Source organism: Nannocystis sp. RBIL2 (assembly GCF_026626745.1).
Taxonomy (GTDB): domain Bacteria; phylum Myxococcota_A; class Polyangia; order Nannocystales; family Nannocystaceae; genus Nannocystis.
Map to the genome: position 1 here is coordinate 14,131 of NZ_JAPNJW010000003.1, position 15,814 is coordinate 29,944.

14 protein-coding genes are annotated in these 15,814 nt (G+C 73.4%); 3 read left to right on the top strand and 11 right to left on the bottom strand.

Annotated features, from left to right (window positions below):
- Positions 1 to 12: 12 nt before the first annotated feature.
- Positions 13 to 681, bottom strand: a complete 669-nt coding sequence (locus tag OV090_RS49205; RefSeq protein ID WP_267712180.1) for a hypothetical protein — start codon at positions 679 to 681, stop codon at positions 13 to 15.
- Between the two features lie 429 nt (positions 682 to 1,110).
- Here OV090_RS49205 and OV090_RS49210 point away from each other — a divergent pair, with 429 nt between their 5' ends.
- Together OV090_RS49210 and OV090_RS49215 are read left to right on the top strand one after the other, a co-directional pair.
- A complete protein-coding gene (locus OV090_RS49210) occupies positions 1,111 to 1,956 on the top strand; it encodes a hypothetical protein (RefSeq protein ID WP_267712181.1) in 846 nt (281 codons plus the stop codon).
- Between the two features lie 85 nt (positions 1,957 to 2,041).
- A complete protein-coding gene (locus tag OV090_RS49215; RefSeq protein WP_267712182.1) occupies positions 2,042 to 2,647 on the top strand; it encodes an NAD(P)H-dependent oxidoreductase in 606 nt (201 codons plus the stop codon).
- A 133-nt stretch (positions 2,648 to 2,780) separates the two neighbouring features.
- Here the strand turns inward: OV090_RS49215 and OV090_RS49220 are convergent, their stop codons facing one another.
- The 5 genes from OV090_RS49220 to OV090_RS49240 form a co-directional block, all read right to left on the bottom strand.
- Positions 2,781 to 3,593 (bottom strand): DUF6209 family protein, encoded by an 813-nt coding sequence (locus OV090_RS49220; protein ID WP_267712184.1) that lies wholly within the window; start codon positions 3,591 to 3,593, stop codon positions 2,781 to 2,783.
- 676 nt (positions 3,594 to 4,269) lie between these two features.
- Positions 4,270 to 5,295 (bottom strand): hypothetical protein, encoded by a 1,026-nt coding sequence (locus OV090_RS49225; protein WP_267712186.1) that lies wholly within the window; start codon positions 5,293 to 5,295, stop codon positions 4,270 to 4,272.
- A 46-nt stretch (positions 5,296 to 5,341) separates the two neighbouring features.
- Positions 5,342 to 6,691, bottom strand: coding sequence for a sigma-70 family RNA polymerase sigma factor (locus OV090_RS49230; RefSeq protein ID WP_267712188.1), 1,350 nt, complete (start codon positions 6,689 to 6,691; stop codon positions 5,342 to 5,344).
- A 44-nt stretch (positions 6,692 to 6,735) separates the two neighbouring features.
- On the bottom strand, positions 6,736 to 7,872 hold the full coding sequence (locus tag OV090_RS49235; protein ID WP_267712189.1) for a hypothetical protein: 1,137 nt from the start codon (positions 7,870 to 7,872) through the stop codon (positions 6,736 to 6,738).
- Positions 7,873 to 8,124: 252 nt separating this feature from the next.
- Positions 8,125 to 9,348: an alpha/beta hydrolase gene (locus OV090_RS49240; RefSeq protein ID WP_267712190.1), complete on the bottom strand. Its 1,224-nt coding sequence runs from the start codon at positions 9,346 to 9,348 to the stop codon at positions 8,125 to 8,127.
- A 300-nt stretch (positions 9,349 to 9,648) separates the two neighbouring features.
- Here OV090_RS49240 and OV090_RS49245 point away from each other — a divergent pair, with 300 nt between their 5' ends.
- Positions 9,649 to 10,230, top strand: a complete 582-nt coding sequence (locus tag OV090_RS49245) for a YdeI/OmpD-associated family protein (protein WP_267712191.1) — start codon at positions 9,649 to 9,651, stop codon at positions 10,228 to 10,230.
- A gap of 165 nt (positions 10,231 to 10,395) precedes the next feature.
- On the opposite strand, the gene OV090_RS49250 is transcribed toward OV090_RS49245, so the two are convergent.
- The 5 genes from OV090_RS49250 to OV090_RS49270 form a co-directional block, all read right to left on the bottom strand.
- The gene (locus tag OV090_RS49250; protein ID WP_267712192.1) at positions 10,396 to 11,295 is read right to left on the bottom strand and encodes a hypothetical protein; all 900 of its coding nucleotides are present in this window, start codon (positions 11,293 to 11,295) and stop codon (positions 10,396 to 10,398) included.
- A gap of 707 nt (positions 11,296 to 12,002) precedes the next feature.
- Positions 12,003 to 13,001 carry a hypothetical protein gene (locus OV090_RS49255; protein ID WP_267712193.1) on the bottom strand — a complete coding sequence of 333 codons (999 nt, stop codon included), beginning with the start codon at positions 12,999 to 13,001 and terminating at the stop codon, positions 12,003 to 12,005.
- 88 nt (positions 13,002 to 13,089) lie between these two features.
- Entirely contained in the window at positions 13,090 to 13,887 is a 798-nt protein-coding gene (locus OV090_RS49260; protein WP_267712194.1) for a hypothetical protein, read from the bottom strand.
- Positions 13,884 to 14,438, bottom strand: coding sequence for a sigma-70 family RNA polymerase sigma factor (locus tag OV090_RS49265; protein WP_267712195.1), 555 nt, complete (start codon positions 14,436 to 14,438; stop codon positions 13,884 to 13,886). Before OV090_RS49265 ends, OV090_RS49260 begins: the two co-directional genes overlap by 4 nt.
- 41 nt (positions 14,439 to 14,479) lie before the next feature.
- Positions 14,480 to 15,565, bottom strand: a complete 1,086-nt coding sequence (locus OV090_RS49270) for a hypothetical protein (RefSeq protein WP_267712196.1) — start codon at positions 15,563 to 15,565, stop codon at positions 14,480 to 14,482.
- Positions 15,566 to 15,814: the final 249 nt, after the last annotated feature.

Consider the following 15,814-nt stretch of genomic DNA (forward strand, 5'->3'; position numbering starts at 1 on the left):
CGAAAGGTCGCGTCAGAACAGGCAGATCAGCAGGGGGGCGTCCTCGCACATCATGGTGATGGCGTCGCAGATCTCCTTGGGCGGATTGCCGCACAGCAGCAGGGCGGAGAGCTGGAGGTCATCGCACAGCGCGAGCATCGGCTCGCCGGCGCACAGGCCGAGGCCGGACAGACACTCGGCCTTGTCCTGGGCGGCCTTTTCGTAGCATTTGAGCTGGTCGGCGGTGTCGGGCGACTGGGCGAAGATCTCGCAGGTGCAGCTCTGCGGCGGGACGGTGGCGGCGAGGCACTCGTCGACGCTGTCGTACATGCCGAGCGAGACCTGGCACTCGCACTGCGGGCGGTAGGAGTCGACGAAGGCGTCGTACCACTTTGCGCAGGCCATGCCGCTGCCCTCGCCGCCGCCGCCGCTGCCCTCGCTGTCGTCGGTGGTGCCGCTGGCGGCGTCGGTGGTGCCGCTGGCGCTGTCGGTGCCGCCCATGCTGCCGCCGGTGGGCAGGTCGGTGGTGGTGGGCGGCGTGCCGGTGGTGCTCGTGGTGGTGCCGGTGGTCGGCGCCTCGGTGGTGCCGCTGCTGCTCCCGGTGGTGGTGCCGTCGGTGGTGCTCTCGGTGGTCGGGGCGCCGGACTCGCCGCACGCGAGCACGGCCGCGAATCCGAGCATGGACAGGTGAGATCGGGTCATGCGCCTCGTGTCGTCCACGGTAATCGATGTCGCGCCGCGGCTCAGCGTCCGCGGGCGGAGACGCTGCCCGGCGGGGCAGGAGGTGGGCGAATTCGCCCCGGCGATGAAAGGGCGGAGACCGACATTCGGCCGGCAAGGGGCCATCCGCAATGGCGGTAGGTCGATCGCCATGCAGGACTCCTCGCAATCGCAGGGGGCGAGGGCGGTGGCAGCGCGCGACCAGGAGCGCCCGGCGGGCGGCGGGCGGGCGCCCGCCCGACGAGCTGGCTTTCGGGGCAGGTCGTGAGATTGAGGGGACTCGCGGGCGGAGATGCCGGCGAAACGGCGATTGGCGGCGGGGCCTCGGAAAGTGGGACTTGACGCGCTCGGGCTCGCTGCTGCATTCACAATGGCGTGTCGTTCTTCGTTCTGGCTCCGCGAGTGATTTGGATGGGTCTTGTCTGTCTCGGCGCGCCGCTGCTGGCGGCGTGCGGCGAGGAGGAGGACTCGGGGCCGCTGCCGATCGGGCCGATCCAGCAGGTGTCGTACGAGGTCATCCCGACGCCGCTGTACGAGCTGGGGATGCTCGACCTGACGCTCGAGAACGCGAGCTACGAGCAGCGCGAGGCGTTCACGGTCGAGGTCCGCGACGCGATGCTGCCCGACGTGGTGGCGCTGGTCGGGCTCGCGGACCAGATGTTGGACACGGAGCTGACGCCGGGCGGGTTCCAGCGGGTGACGAACCCGTCGCTGCAGACGCGGCTGATGGCGAGCGGAGCGGAGGTCGAGTCGCTGGCGGCCGCGCTCGGCTACGTGTTCAGCCAGTGGAGCGTGCTGGTGACCGACTTCGCGGCGGAGGACGGCGGGACGGGCTACGCGGTGGTGACGTTCGACGTGGCGCAGGTCGACCCGGAGCTCGGCCAGGCGTTCTTCGATCACGCGGCCGACGTCGACGTCGGCCTCGGCGGCGGTTACTTCGCGTTCGGCTCGGAGGTCATCTACCTCAACCTGCGCGGGCCCGACGGCGAGCCCTACAGCGGGCTGGACGACGATTCGTTCGTGGCGGCGGTCGAGGAGGCGGCAGACAGCTTCGCGCCGTACAAGGCGGCGCTGGCCCAGGCTGGCGAGGCCGGGGTGATCTTCGTCGAGAACGACTGGAAGACCGCACCCGCCGGCGAAGACTTTTTGAATGTGCTCGACCCGCTCGGCGAGGCGGCGCTGGCCGAGCTGGCGACGCTGCAGGAGGAGCACGTGGAGCGCTTCAAGGCGGCGGTCGACGAGTACGGCTGGGAGTGACGGGCGGGCGGGCGAGCTCGTCGTTTTTTCGCGCGGGGGCCGGTCACGTTTCGGCGGGTCGGCGGGTCTTCGAGGCAGAGGACCCATGACGACGTTGCTCAGGATCGACGCCAGCGCCCGCTTCGAGGGCTCGAGCTCGCGGCGGCTCGCGGATCACTTTCAGGCGCGCTGGACGGCGGCGCACCCGAGGGCACGCGTGATCGTCCGCGACCTGGCGCGGCGGCCGGTGCCGCACCTCGACGCGCCCACGATCGCGGCGTTCTACGGGGCGCCGGTCGGCGCGGAACCACCGGCGGGCGTGGCGCTGTCGGACGCGCTGATCGCCGAGCTCCGCGCGGCCGACCACCTGCTGGTCAGCAGCCCGCTCTACAATCAATCGCTGCCGTCGGCGCTCAAGGCGTGGATCGATCACGTGGTCCGCGACGGGCAGACGTTCGTGACCCGCGACCGTCGCCCCGTCGGGCTGCTCGGCGCGACGTCGGCGTCGATCGTGATCGCGCGCGGCGGGGTGACGTCGGCGCGGGTCGACGACTTCGAGACGCCCTATCTGCGGGCGATCCTCGGCTTCATCGGCATCACGCGCGTCGAGGTGATCACGGTCGAGGCGACCGCGCACGACGAGGCGGCGCGATCGCAGGGCTTCGCCGCCGCGATCGCGCAGGTCGATCGCCTGCTCGGCGCGCAGGCTTGACGGCTCCGCGGGCAGGGAGGTCGGGTGCTCGCGGGAAGCGCGAGCAGGCGACTTCAGGACATGTTCTTCGAGACATGGCGCTCGCAGCATGTCCGTGGCGACATGTCGTGAGCGCCATCCGCCTGCGCGCGGCTCACTCGAGGTCGATGTGGTAGTTGGCGCCGAACTGCGAGTCCCAGGCCTTGCAGCCGTAGTAGTCCTGGTTCTCGAACCACAGCTCGACCTCGCCGGCGCCCGCGGGCACGTCGAGCACGGCCGGCCAGGGGACCTGGAGGTTGCTCTGGGGGGCGGTGAGGAGCTTGTACTGGGCCGGGCCGCCGTCGAAGCGGTAGTGGACGCGGATGTTCCAGGCGTCGTGGCCGTACTTGGTGCCGCGGCAGTCGGGCAGGCGCGCCGGGTCGTAGGCGATCACCAGCGGGGCGCCGGCGCGCGGGGTGCCGAGGGCCTCGGTGACCCAGTCTGTCTTGAAGGACAGGCTGGCACCGACGCCGAAGTGCCAGTTGGCGCCGTAGTTGGAGTCGTAGGCGGAGCAGCCCCACACGCTGGTGTTGTGGAACCACATCGCCAGGTCGCCGGAGTCCTCGAGGGTGAAGACCGGCGGCTCGGTGCCCTGCGACGGGGAGTGACCGCCGGCCTCGAAGCTGCCGACGTCGCCGGCGCCCAGCTGGTGATAGCCGGTGATCGACCACGCGGGCTCGCCGTTCTGGTCGCCGCGACAGTCGGTCAGGCGGCCGTCGTCGTAGCCGACGAGGACGGTGTTGCCGGCGACCAGCGGGCCGCCGCTGTTGACGATGGTCCAGTTGTCGCGGAACTCGAGCAGGGCCGGCTGGATGTTGGCGGGCAGCTCGGTGCCCTCGCGCACCTCGACGGCGGGGGCCTCTTCCTCGTCGGGGGTGCAGGCGAAGGTCGCGGCGAGACAGGCGAGGACGAGCGAGTGAAGACGCATGGCGGCGAGTTTTTTAAAAGAAACACGCCGGGCTCGCCAGGGCGCAGCAGCGTGCGCGTCGGGGTCGCCCTTGCGCGAACTCGCGGCTGACCCGCGAGCGAGCTCGACCGGTCCGCTCGCTGCAATGAGGGGCGCTGGGCAGGACCGGGCGGTGCTGCGCGCGGGCGACGGGGCGACGTGCGAGGGGCGTCGGTTGGGGCCGCAGGGCATCGGCCGCGCGCACGCGCCTGCGCGAGGCGCGAGCTCGGCGTGGGACGGCGGAAGTGCGCGTCGGCTGCTGGCGCGATGGGTCGGCGCGAGTGCGAGCTCGCTCGAAGGCGCGATGCCGGGACTCGATCGAGCTCGGAGGTGGGTCGAGATCTCGGCGTGGCTCACGCGCGATGGCTCGGCCGGCCGTGGAGCCTGTATGTCCCGAAGGACATGTCTTCGAGCGACGTGACGACGTGTGCGCCGGCCGAGACGCTCGCGGATGAGGGATATGTCCGAGAGACCATGTCACTCACGCGCGACAGCTCGGCCGGCCGTGGAGCCTGTATGTTCCGAAGGACATGTCTTCGAGCGACTGTCGACGCCTGTGCCGGCCGAGCCGCTCGCGGGTGAGTGACATGTCCGAGGGGCCGTGTCATGTCATTCCGCGAGTCGGCCGGAGAATGACATCCATGTCCTCACGGACATGTCACGGGAACACTGCGACGCAGCGGTTGTTCTCGCACGCGAGATCGGCGCCGCAGGCGTTGGCGCCCGCGCAGCAGCTGGGGGCCCCGAGCTGGCCGTGGAGGGTGTTCCAGGCGTCGAGGTTGTCCTTGTGGACGCCGACGTTGCCGCAGGTGTTGCCCTGGTAGCAGATGCCGTCGGCGAAGGCGCAGTCGCCGGCGTCGACGCAGGGCTTGTCGGCGTCGAGGAAGGCGGCGGCCTGCTGCTGCAGGGACTCGCACTGGCCGATGCAGCCGCACGCGGGCGGGGCGTCGGGGTCGGTGCAGTCGCCCCAGCCGTGCGGGGGCACGTCCCAGATGGTCTGGAACTCGACTGCGCGGCCGGTCGCCTTCTCGTAGAACGGGCCCGGGGAGGCGGAGCCGCCCCAGGTGTCGGTCGGGAACCAGACGCACGCGGGGCCGGCCTCCTGGTCGATCACGCACTCGCCGTCGTCGATGCGCCAGTAGGTGAGGGTGTAGAACTCGCTGCAACCGGCGGCCAGGCAGGTCTCCTTGTCGGTGAGCGGCGGGCACTCGACCGGCGGGCCCTCGTCGGCGGGGATGCAACGCCGGTGGGTGCAGGCGTCGGAGGATTCGCAGACGCACGCGCCGGCCTCGGGGTCGTCGCTGCAGCCGACGATCCCGGCCGGGCATTCATCGGGCTGCTCGAGGCTGTAGCAGAGCTCGTCGGCGGCGCAGGGCGAATCGCTGCAGTCGGGGCGCAAGCAGCCGTCGGCGTCGAAGGGGCTGGCGAGGGCGCCGCAGTCCCACTGCTCGCAGTCGAGCGGCTGGCTGCAGGTGAAGGCCGGGTTGTCGCAGACGCCAGGCTCGCCGCCGGTGGGTAGATCGGCGGTGCCGGTGCCCGGGCTACCCGAGGTGTCGGTGCCGCTGGACGTGTCGCCGCCCGGCGGGGCGTCGCCGAGGACCTGGGGGTAGGTGCAGGACGGCTGGGCGAGCGCAGCGGACAAGATCAGGAGCGCGGAGTGATAGGAGAATCGGAGAAGGGGCATAAGTTCGACCTCTGATCTCTGTCGTCTCCACCCCGCACGATTCCTATCAGTCCGGGCAAGAAAAATTTTTGAAGCGCTGGGCCACCGCGGAGCGCGGATGCGCTGCTACCAGCGCTGCCGCCTGCGCGGCCGCGCCGGCGCGGTCCCCCTCGCGGCAGAGCAGCTCGATCTCGGTGGCGCCGCGCAGGTCGGCGAACTGGCCGGCAGGGAAGCGCCGCGCGTGCTCGGTGAGGTGCGCCCGGGCGGCCCCGACAGCGCCGCGTGCGAGCTCGGCGCGCGCGCGGTCGAGGACGGCGACCTCGGCCGCGAGCTCGTCGGCGGGGCTGCGCTGCTGCGTGGGGCGGGCCGTGAGCGCGTCGGCGGCGACTTCGGTCGCTAGCTCGTCGGTATCGCCGTCTGGGTGCGAGGTGCGGGCCGCGAGGGCGTCGGCGGCGGCGACCTCGGTCGAAGGTTCGCGCGGGTGCGTCGTGGGGGTTGCGAGATCGCGGTCGGCCGCGGGTTTGTCGGGGTCGTCCGGTGAGGCGCCGGCGGACACCTGGAGAACCGACGATTCGTGAGCCTGGCTGGTGGGTTCGTCCGGGGGCGATGGGTCGCGGTGGGGTGATTGCGGCGGAGCGGCCGAGGTGTCGCGGGGCGACGCGTGCGTGGATTGGCGGTCGTCGGGCGAATCGTCGATATGTCCTTTCGGCCAGGCGACGGCGACGACCCCGGCGACCGCGACGAGGGTGGTCATCACTGCGGTGCGGGTGGAGGCGAGGACGGCGAGGCCGAGGCCGGCGCGGGTGGTCCACAGGCCGGGGAGCATGGCGGCCCAGGTGCGCTCGGCGGCGGCCGGGGGCGGGGTCTCGCGGGCGCGGGCGGCCGCCAGCTCGCGCTCGAGGCCGGGGCCGCCGAGCTCGCGCTGCAGCTGTTCGCGGGCCAGGCGGACCCGCGAGTAGACGGTGGCCACGGGGATCCCGAGCTCGCCGGCGATCTCGGGGCCGCTCATGCCGTGGAGCTCGGCCATCTCGAAGGCGGCGCGGGTCGGGCCGGCGAGCCGCGCGAGCAGGCGCTCGAGCTGCTCGGCGGCGGCGAGGCGGTCCTGCGGCGGGTCGGCGGGGCCGCTCGGGACGGCGGCGAGGGCGGCGAGGCGGCGGCTGAGGCGGGCGGCGGTGCGGCGGTGTCGAGCGGCGATCCGGCGGGTCACGCCGTGCAGCCAGGCCCGCGCCGAGACCTCGAAGCGGACCTGGTCGAGGCGGCGGTAGGCGGTCATGAACACGTCCTGGACGGCGTCCTCGACCAGGGTCGGCGGGACGCCGAGGCGGCGCGCGGTCGCCCACACGAAGGTGAACTCGGCGAGGTAGAGCTCGCGGAAGGCGCGGATCTTGGCGTCGTCGGGCCGGGGGTCGGAGCGCATGGAGGGCTCTGAAAGAGAGTCGTCTCCGGCTGCGCGTCGATCTATCACCGCGGATCGCCGAACTTCACCTCGACCCCGAGAGCGAGCCGCGCGGAGGCGATGCCGGGGTCGTGGACGACGCGGAGCTCGCCGGCGGGGCCGGGTTCGCGCACCGCGAGGGTGCCACGCTGGACGGCGGCGAGGCCCTGCAGGAAGGCCCACAGGGCGACCCGCGGGTGGAGGCGCACGGCCGCGCCGACGCCCCCGGTGGGCGCGAGCCAGCGGCCGACGACGCTGCGGCCGGTGTCGGCGACGGCCGGGAGCCCGCCGGCCTCGAGGCCGAGGCAGAGCGGGACTTCGAGGCGGCCGCGGCCGAGTCGGGCGCAGCCGTGGACGGCGAAGGCGAAGAGGGAGACGCGGGCGCGCAGCTCGGGGCGGTCGAGGAGGCGCGGGGCGAGGTAGGCGGCGAGCAGCTCGAGGCGGAACCACCGCCACAGGAGGCCGCCCGCGAGGCCGACGCCGCCGGTCGGGCCGGGGAGCGCGCCGACTTCGGCCAGGCCGTGGAGGCGCAGGAAGCCGCCAGGGCGCCGGCGCGAGCGAATGACGGGGGGCGAGAGGTCGACCGGCGCCGGGGCTTGGAAGGCGGCCTGGGGTGGCGCTGGAGGGGGCTGGGCGGGCGCAGCGGCCTGGGGGGGGACGGGGACGGGCGGGGCGGCCTGAGGCGGGATGGGGACGGCCGGGGGCGGGGCGGGGACTGTGCCGGGGGATGCTTGCGCTTCGGCGGTGGTGCCGGGGTCGTCGGGCGGGATGGGCTCGGAGGGCTCGACTGGTTGGTCGGGGACGTCGGGGGTTGCTTCGGCCGGGGGCGCGCCCGGGTTGCCGTCGACGGCGAGGGCGACGACGAGGGCGACGCCGTCGACCAGGGCCTCGCACGTCCTGGCGCGGAGGATCCGCCGCTCGCGGCGACCCGCGACCTCGAGCTCGAGCTGGAGGCGATAGCGGTGCGGGCCCTCGGGGCGGGCCCGGGCGGTCACGCGCGCCTGCCCGGGCTCGAGCGGCCGGCCGCGCCGGCGGGCGATGCCGGCCAGGAGCGCGGCCCGATCGGGACAGCCGGCCGGGGCGGTCCAGCGGACGTCGGCGGGCGCGGCGAGGTCCGAATCGCTCGCGCTCGCCGGAGGGGCGGGGCCCTGGAGCGTGAGCACGGACGAGAGCAGGCGCGCCGCGCTCATCCGCGCCTCGCCGCCGCGCGGCCGTGCATGCCGGTGCTCGCCACTGTCGGCAAGGTGTGCGGCAAGGGCGAGCCGGCGTCAAGGGCGAGCCGGGGCGAGGAGGACCTGGCGCGAGGGACAGGTGGCGCGGGCCGGCGTGGCGCGACGTCGTTGCGCTGGCATGTTCGTGGAGGATGGCTTCGGCGAGATGCCCGAAAGCACATGTCCTCGAGGGCAGGAGCGCGATCAGCCGCCGAACAGGTCGGCGAAGAAGGTGACCGAGCCGGCGTGGATGGCGTTCTGCGCGACCTCGTAGTGGACGGTGCAGTCCTCGCCGTGGCCGGCGGCGGCGTAGGCCTTGCACAGCTCGTCGCCGAAGTTCGGCAGGTGGACGGGGTCGACCATGCCGATGGTTTGAAGGGTGATCGGGAGCTCGGCGAGCGGGTCGACGTAGACGAGCTCGACGCGCGGCGCGTCGGCGTCGACGTCGCCGACGGCGTGGCCGAGCGCGACGTCGTCGGCCGGGAGCTGCATGAGCAGCAGGTCGTGCAAGGCGGGATCATAGAAGGTGTCGGCGATCCACTGGCCCCAATAGGAGGTCTGGGCCTGGGCAGCATAGACGCCGAGGAGGCGGCTCGACTGGCGCTTGACCGGATCGGCGCTGCCCGGGTCGGCGAGCTCGGGCTGGACGGCGGTCCAGAGCATCAGAGTGCCGCGCGAGGAGGCCATGCCGGCGATTCGTTCGGGGTGGACGCCGAGGGTCGGGGCGTTGCACCGGATGAACTGGACGGCGTCGACGAGGTCGGTCCTGGGGGCGCCGATGTCGTAGTTGGTGACGGGGTGGCGGAACTCGACGCTGACGACGACCTGACCGGCCTCGAGCGCGGGCATGAGGGCGTTGGTGGCGAGGCCGCTGCCGGGGTTGATGGTCTTGCTCGAGCCGTTGGCGTGAGCCCACAGGATGGCTGGCCCTTGGGACATGCCCTTGGGGACATAGATGTCGACGGCCTGGTGGATCTCGAGGTCGTCGAGGGTCGGCTCGTTCCAGCTGGCCGCCTCACCGTAGGGGACGTTGCGGTAGCAGTCGCAGGCGTCGCCGCAGAAGCAGTCGTCGGCGAGGTAGGAGGCGAAGTCGAACTGATCCGCGGGGGCACAGCCGAGCTCGCCCTCGACGCTGCCGGTGGTGGCTTCGGTGGTGGTCGCTTCGGTGGTGGTCGCCGCTTCGGTGGTGGCGGTCGCGGTGGTGCTGTCGGCGGTGGTGCCAGTCGTGGGATCCGCGGTGGTGCCGGTCGTGGGGTCCGCGGTGGTGCTCGTCGGCAGGTCGCCGGTGGTGGTGGTCGCGTCGGAGCTGGTGGTCGAAGCGGCCGCGTCGGTGGTCGCGGAGCCGGTGGCGCTGTCGGTGTCGGCGTCCGCGGGACAGGCGGTGAGCAGGAGCGAGAGCGAGCCGATCCGGGCGAGGCGAAGCTGCATCGTCCGCTCTTCGCACGCGGAGGCCGAGCGGGCAAGCCGTCGCGCCGGTGCGGACGTGGAGCGAGCGAGCTCTGGGCGTGAGGGCCGCGTTCGCGGTGAAGCCGTCGTGCCTGGGCGGTGTCCGAGGCCTCGGGCCCGCGGACTTCGAGGTGGCAGGCGCCGTGCTGCAGGAGCTCTCGATGGGTCTGGGGCCGACCGCGGACTCGTGGCGGTACCCGTGCGGAGGGGCGCGCTCGCTGCGTTTGAGGCTCGGCGCGTTTTTGACTGGCGCGGCGGGCCGGCCCCTGGTTTGCTCGCGGCATGCCGAGCGCGCCGACGTTGCCCACCATCCTGTTCGCCGACGCCGAGGCGTTCTCGCGCTGGCTGGCGACGCACCACCGCAGCTCGCCGGGTCTGTGGCTGCAGCTGGCGAAGAAGGGCAAACAGCTGCGCTCGCTCAGCTACTCGGAGGCGGTCGACGTGGCGCTGATGTGGGGCTGGATCGACAGCCAGAAGCGGGCTCACGACGCGGAAAGCTGGTTGCAGCGGTTCACGCCGCGCGGGCCGCGGAGCTTGTGGTCACAGGTCAACCGCGAACGAGTGGCGGCGCTGATCGAGCGCGGGGCGATGCAGCCCGCCGGGTTGGCCGAGGTCGAGCGCGCCCGCGCCGACGGCCGCTGGGACGCCGCGTACGCGCCGGCGAGCCGCATCGAGGTGCCGGCGGCGTTGACCGCGGCGCTGGCCCGAAACCCGGCCGCGCAGGCCGCCTTCGCCGGGCTCGACGCGGCCAACCGCTACGCGATGCTGTGGCGCCTGCAGACGGCGAAGAAGCCGGAGACGCGCGAGCGGCAGATCGCCAAGTTCGTCGAGATGCTGGCCCGGGGCGCGAAGATCCACGAGTGAATCGATGTGTCTTTTCGGACATGTTTTATGGGGCATGCTGTATGGAGCATGTCCTCGGGAGCATGTCCGATAGGACCGAAAACGGAGTCGGCCCGGGACGCGGTTCGGGCTCACCGGGGCACAGGACCGCCGCGACTTTGGCATGTCCTGAAGGACAGGTTCAGCTCAGCCGAACACCACGCCGAACATCAGGCCGAAGCACCAGCGCGGGACCTCCCGCCGGACCACGCCGCGGGTGCCGCGGATCGAGAGCGTGGGGAGGGTGAGGTCGACGCCGGTGCGCAGGCCGAGGAAGAGGCGGCGGCCGCGATACTGCAGCAGGCCGCCGACCTCGGTCGAGGACAGCCAGGTGGCGTCGGTGGCCCTCTCGGCGGCGTGGACGTACATGGCGTGGCCGAGGACGTGGGCGCCGAGCCAGAGGCGATCGCGGGCACCGAGCGGGGCGCCGAAGGCCGCGCCGGCGCCGAAGCGGGCGTGGAGCACGGAGATCCCGTGACGCGCGCCGCCGCTGAAGCCGAGGCTGACGATCGGCTGGATGTGCTCGCGCACGAGCCAGAGGCCGCCCATGAGGTCGATGCCGGCCTCGTAGCGCAGGCCGCTGCCGAGCTCGATCCGCGGGCCGAGGCCGAGCCAGCCGCGCAGCGCGGGCCGTGGCGGCGACGCGGGCGGCTGCTCGGGGGGCTCGGGCAGCGGCGGCAGGTGCTCCTGGCCCGCCGGTGTGGTGGTGGGCGGCTGCGACGTGGTACCCGCGGCCGGAGGCGGCGGCTGCTGCGGGTAGACCTCGATCAGCAGGGCGATGCCGGCGGCCAACTCGCGGGTGCGATCCTCGACGGTCTTGCCGGCGAACTGCACGGTCTGGCCGAAGCTCTGGCCGTCGCGGCGAGCGATGGAGACCTGAACCTGGCCGGCGAGGCCGGTCGGCGTGACGCGGACCTGCCAGTCGTCGAGCTCCGGACCGATCCGCGCGCGCAGGCCGGACTCGAGCTTGACGGCGTCGACGAGGTCGGTGCCGACTTCGATCGGCGCGGCCGCGAAGACGGCCAGGATCGCTAGCGCGAGGAGCACCGGCTGCAGGAGTGCCAAAAAATGCGGCCGCTGACCAGCGGCGCGCAAAGCGGACCCGGCAGTCGCCGCGAAGGACCGCGGAAAGGCGCCGGAACGCCGTGATATGGCCTGACGGACAGGAGCGCGAGGGCGGGATACAGGGGGACCCGAGCCCGGCGCTCGTGGCTCGCCGCCGCTCCTGACCGCGAGCCGGGAAGCCGGCCCGCGGGGCGGCCGGGGTGAGTGAAAGGGCCGAAAGGATAAGTGGGCTTCGCCCGGGAGCACGACTCCGGGGTCGGGGCGATCGCGCAGCCCGGGCGCATCACGGTGGGTGCGAGCTGCCGAAGGTGGCGAGGTAGCTGGCTGAGGAGACAGGTGCGGCGCGCGACGGGGCCGGGCGAAGGGTGGCGAGGCACCTGGCCGAGGAGACAGGTGGTGCGCGCGATGGGCCGGGCGGGTACGCGAAGCGGAACCTGGCTGAAGGGACAGGATTTCGGAACCGATCCTGGCAGGGGATGCGCGGGACGGGCCGGGCGGGCACGCGAAGGGAACCTGGCCGAGGGGACAGATGTTCGGAGCAGATAGCGGCAGGTGATGCGCGTGACGGCCGGGCGAGCAGGCGAAGCGGAACTGGCTGAATGGACAGGCGTGCGAAACAGATCGTGGCGAAGACGAAGAGGCACCGGGCCGGAGGGCCGGGTGCCTCTTCGGTCAGCCGCGCGGGCAGCTCACTTGCACACGCCGGGCTGGCCGGGGGTGCAGATGCCGAGGTTGTTGCAGGTCTTGGTGATCAGGTCCTCGGCGCAGTCGGGATCGGCGGGGTCGCAGATCGTGCAGTCGTCGCCGCAGGCCTTGTTCTCGCAGTCGTTGTAGGCCGGCTGGCAGATGCCGGGGAGCTGGTAGACGCACTGCGCCGTCTCGTCGCAGACCTTGACCGCGGCGTCCTCGATGCAGTCGGGGTCGGCGGGGTCGCAGAAGGAGCACTGATCGCAGGTGGACTTGCCGCCGCACGGGTCGTAGCCCGGGGACTCGCACAGCTCGTCGCTGGTGGGGACGCACTGGCCCTTGCCGTCGCACGCCTTGATGACGGCGTCCTCGGCGCAATTGGGATCGTTGGGATCGCACTGCGTGCAGGGCTCGCCGCACGGCTTGTCCTCGCACGGGGCCCAGCCGGGCTCCTCGCACACCTGGGGGATGCCGACGACGCATTGCAGCGACTCGTCGCACATCTTGACGATCAGCGTCTCGGCGCACTCGGGGTCGGCGGGGTCGCAGAGCGTGCAGGGATCGCACACGCCCTTGCCCTCGCACGGGTCGTAGCCGGAGGGCTCGCACAGGTCGGGGGTCTCGGGGACGCACTGGCCCTCGCCGTCGCAGGCCTTGATGACGTCGGTCTCGGCGCAGTCCTCGTCGTCGGGGGCGCACACGTTGCACCCCTCGCCGCAGGCCTTGTCCGCGCACGGGTCCCAGCCGGGTCCCTCTTCGCACACGCCCGGGTTGCCGGTGACGCAGGCGCCCTTGGCGTCGCACGCCTTGATGTCCGCGGTCTCGACGCAGTCCTTGTCGTCGGGGTCGCACACGCTGCAGGCGTCGCCGCACTTCTTGCCCTCGCAGGGCTCGTAGGGGCCGAACTCGCCGATCGGCTTGTCGATGTCGCAGGCGCCGATCAGCGCGCCGGCGGCGAGGGCGAGGGCGTACAGGGGGGTGTGGATTAGGTGAAGTCGCATGGGGTAGGTCCTCTCTCTCGGGGGTCGCCCCGTTCATGTCCGCAAAGCGAACCAGTGGGACAACGTCGGTGGAGATTTCGCGTCGAGGTCACGGGGCGAGGTGGCAGACGTCGCGGACGCGCCGCGCGAGCGGGCTCCGCGGGTGGTCGGCGAGGAATGCGCGAGCGAGCTCGGCGCCGCGTGACGGATCGTCGACGCAACTCGCAGCGGCCTCGAGCGCGCGGCGCTCCGGAGCGAGCACGCCGGCGGGCCAGCGACGCGCGTGCTCGCCGGCGTCGCGCGCGGCGGCCCCGGCATCACCGCCGGCGAGCGACTGCCAGCCGCGCGCGAGCAGCTCCTGCTCGCCGCGCAGGTCGGTGGCGGGCTGAGCCGGAGCAGCATCGTCGAGGTCGGTGGCTGCGTGGGAGGGATGATCGAGCGCGGCGGGCTCGCGAGTGGGCGTGGAGCTTTCGCGGCGGTCGGCGGGCTTCAGGCGCGGGCGGACGGCTTCGACCTCGGGCGCGGGCGCGGCGGGGGGCGTGAGCGCCGGTTCGCTGTGCGGGCCGGAGGGCGGCGGGGTGAGGAGGCTGGCGCCGCTCGGGGCGGCCGGCGCGGCGTGGGCCGGGCTCATGGTCGCGGCATCGCCTGTCTTTTCGGCCAGGTCGGGGCCGCGGCGGGCCAGCCACAGCAAGACGGCGGCGGCGAGCGCGAGGGCGACGGCCCAGGCGGTGCCGTGGTGACGCTTGGACATGAGCGGAAGGACATGTGCTTGCGGACATGTCCCGGAGAGCCGGTCGTGGACGCGCGCGCGGGCGGCCGGCGGCATGGCGCGGCTGCGGCGGTAGGTGGCCAGCAGGGCGGCGGCGCGGGGATCGAGGGCCGGGAGGTCGTCGCGGGGTTCGGTCACGGGGTCCTCGTGGTGGCGCCGCGCTGGGCGACGAAGGCGTTGAAGCGGCGGCGGGCGGTCTTGAGCCGCGCAAGGACGCGGTTCAGGTCGAGCTCGAGGGCGCGCGCGACCTCGGGGCAGGTGAGGCCCTCGATGTCGGCGAGCTCGAAGATCTCGCGGGTCTCCGGGTCGAGCTGGCCGAGGAAGCTCTCGATGACGTCGGCGGCCTCGCGGTGGGCGGCGTCTTCCTCGGGCGAGCGCGGGGGCGCGGGCGGGTCGATGCGATCGATGCGCCGGGCAGCACGCGCGTGGCCGCGGCGGTAGTTGGCCGCGACGCCGCGGCCGATGGCGTACAGCCAGCTGGTGATGGCGCCGCGGCCGTCGAACTCGCCGAGCCGGCGCTGGACGACCAGGAAGACCTCGTGGACGACGTCCTCGGCCTCGGCCGCGGGGACGCCGAGGCGCTGGACGACGCGCCACACGAAGTCGGCGTGCGTGCGGTACACGTCGGCGACGGTGAGCGGCTCGGCCGGCGACCGGAGCGCGTCGAGCAGGACCCCGCTGGCGGGCATGGAACCCCTAGATGTCCACGACCGGGCCGAGTCGGACATGGTCAGCGCAGGCGAATAGCGAGCCCGAGGAAGGTGGAGAAGCCCACGGCCGCGGGCCGAAAGACCACGCCGGGCGCGGGTTCGAGCAGAAAGCCGGGCCGGCGCAGGCCGAACACGGCCTCGGCGCGCAAAAGCAGGCCGACGCGGGGGTGGAGGGCGACCCGCAGGCCGGCGCCGACGAGCAGGCCGAGCCACAAAGAGCGGGCGGTGCGGGGTATCAGCGCGCCGACGCCCTCGCCGCTGACGCCGCCGATCGCGAGGCCGCCGCACAGGGGCACGCGCACGCGACCGCGCTCCCAGGCGCCGCAGCCGCGCACTGCGGCGTGACCGTGGGCGAACTTGCCGCCGCGGCCGTCGCCGAAGTCCGCCCGGCGTTGGGCCCAGTAATGACCGCTGAGCTCGGCTTCCCAGCGCGGGCCGGCGAGGGTGAGGCCGAACGCGGCGGTCGGGGCCGGCCGCGGCAAGACGCCGAGGCCGAGGCCGCCGCCGGCCCAGAGATCGAGGTGGAGGCCGCGATCGCGCGTGGGGGGCGGTTTCGCTGCGGGCGGGGGCGGGAGGGGCTCGGCGGGGCCTTCCGGGGCGGGCGGGCGGTCCGGGAGGGGCTGCGGGCGGGGTTCGGGGCCGGAGGGCAGGTTCGGCGCCGGCGGGCTCGACTGCGGGGTGCCGGGGCTCTCGGGAGCGCGGGGCGAGTCGGGCCCGGGGGGCGGCTCGGGGACGGTGATCTCGGGGCTCGGTGGGGCGGCGGGGTCGGTGGCGCGGACGTCGATGGCGACGGCGATCAGCCAGGCGGCGGTGTCGACCGCGGCGCCGCAGGTGTCGCTGGTGAGCACGCGCTCGCTCGGGCCGTCGCCGGCGTCGAGCTGCAGCTCGAGGCGAAACCGCTGCGGGGCCTCGCGGACGACGACGACGCCGACCCGCACGGGGGCGCGGCGCTCGACCGCGAGGCCGCCGAGCGAGCGCCGGATGCCGGCGTGCAGGGCGTCGACGCCAGGACAGCCCGCCGCGACCTGCCAGGCGACGACGACCGGATCCGCGGGATCGGCCGCGCGCGCGAGCGCGGTGAGCAGAGCGGCGACGATGACCGGCATCGAACGGGGGCGGAGTGTACGCGCCGAGGCCCGCGCGGGCCAGTCGCAGCAGACGGTCACGCGGGCCCGGCCGAACGGGGGTCAGCAGCGCACATGGCCGAGGAGACAGGTCGGCGGCGGCGAAGCTGTCTGCCGAGACAGGCGGCGAGGAGCGGCGCGAGGAGGTGACCGAGCAGCGGGGGGCGAGCGAGGTGAGGATGTCTGAAGGGACAGGTTCGTGGTCGGGGTCGAGGGTGCAGCGGGACGGGA

Bases quoted from the DNA above. Each gene is read 5' to 3' on its own strand.
- OV090_RS49205 (WP_267712180.1), bottom strand. From the start codon at position 681: ATGACCCGATCTCACCTGTCCATGCTCGGATTCGCGGCCGTGCTCGCG.
- OV090_RS49210 (WP_267712181.1), top strand. From the start codon at position 1,111: ATGGGTCTTGTCTGTCTCGGCGCGCCGCTGCTGGCGGCGTGCGGCGAG.
- OV090_RS49215 (WP_267712182.1), top strand. From the start codon at position 2,042: ATGACGACGTTGCTCAGGATCGACGCCAGCGCCCGCTTCGAGGGCTCG.
- OV090_RS49220 (WP_267712184.1), bottom strand. From the start codon at position 3,593: ATGCGTCTTCACTCGCTCGTCCTCGCCTGTCTCGCCGCGACCTTCGCC.
- OV090_RS49225 (WP_267712186.1), bottom strand. From the start codon at position 5,295: ATGCCCCTTCTCCGATTCTCCTATCACTCCGCGCTCCTGATCTTGTCC.
- OV090_RS49230 (WP_267712188.1), bottom strand. From the start codon at position 6,691: ATGCGCTCCGACCCCCGGCCCGACGACGCCAAGATCCGCGCCTTCCGC.
- OV090_RS49240 (WP_267712190.1), bottom strand. From the start codon at position 9,348: ATGCAGCTTCGCCTCGCCCGGATCGGCTCGCTCTCGCTCCTGCTCACC.
- OV090_RS49245 (WP_267712191.1), top strand. From the start codon at position 9,649: ATGCCGAGCGCGCCGACGTTGCCCACCATCCTGTTCGCCGACGCCGAG.
- OV090_RS49255 (WP_267712193.1), bottom strand. From the start codon at position 13,001: ATGCGACTTCACCTAATCCACACCCCCCTGTACGCCCTCGCCCTCGCC.
- OV090_RS49265 (WP_267712195.1), bottom strand. From the start codon at position 14,438: ATGCCCGCCAGCGGGGTCCTGCTCGACGCGCTCCGGTCGCCGGCCGAG.
- OV090_RS49270 (WP_267712196.1), bottom strand. From the start codon at position 15,565: ATGCCGGTCATCGTCGCCGCTCTGCTCACCGCGCTCGCGCGCGCGGCC.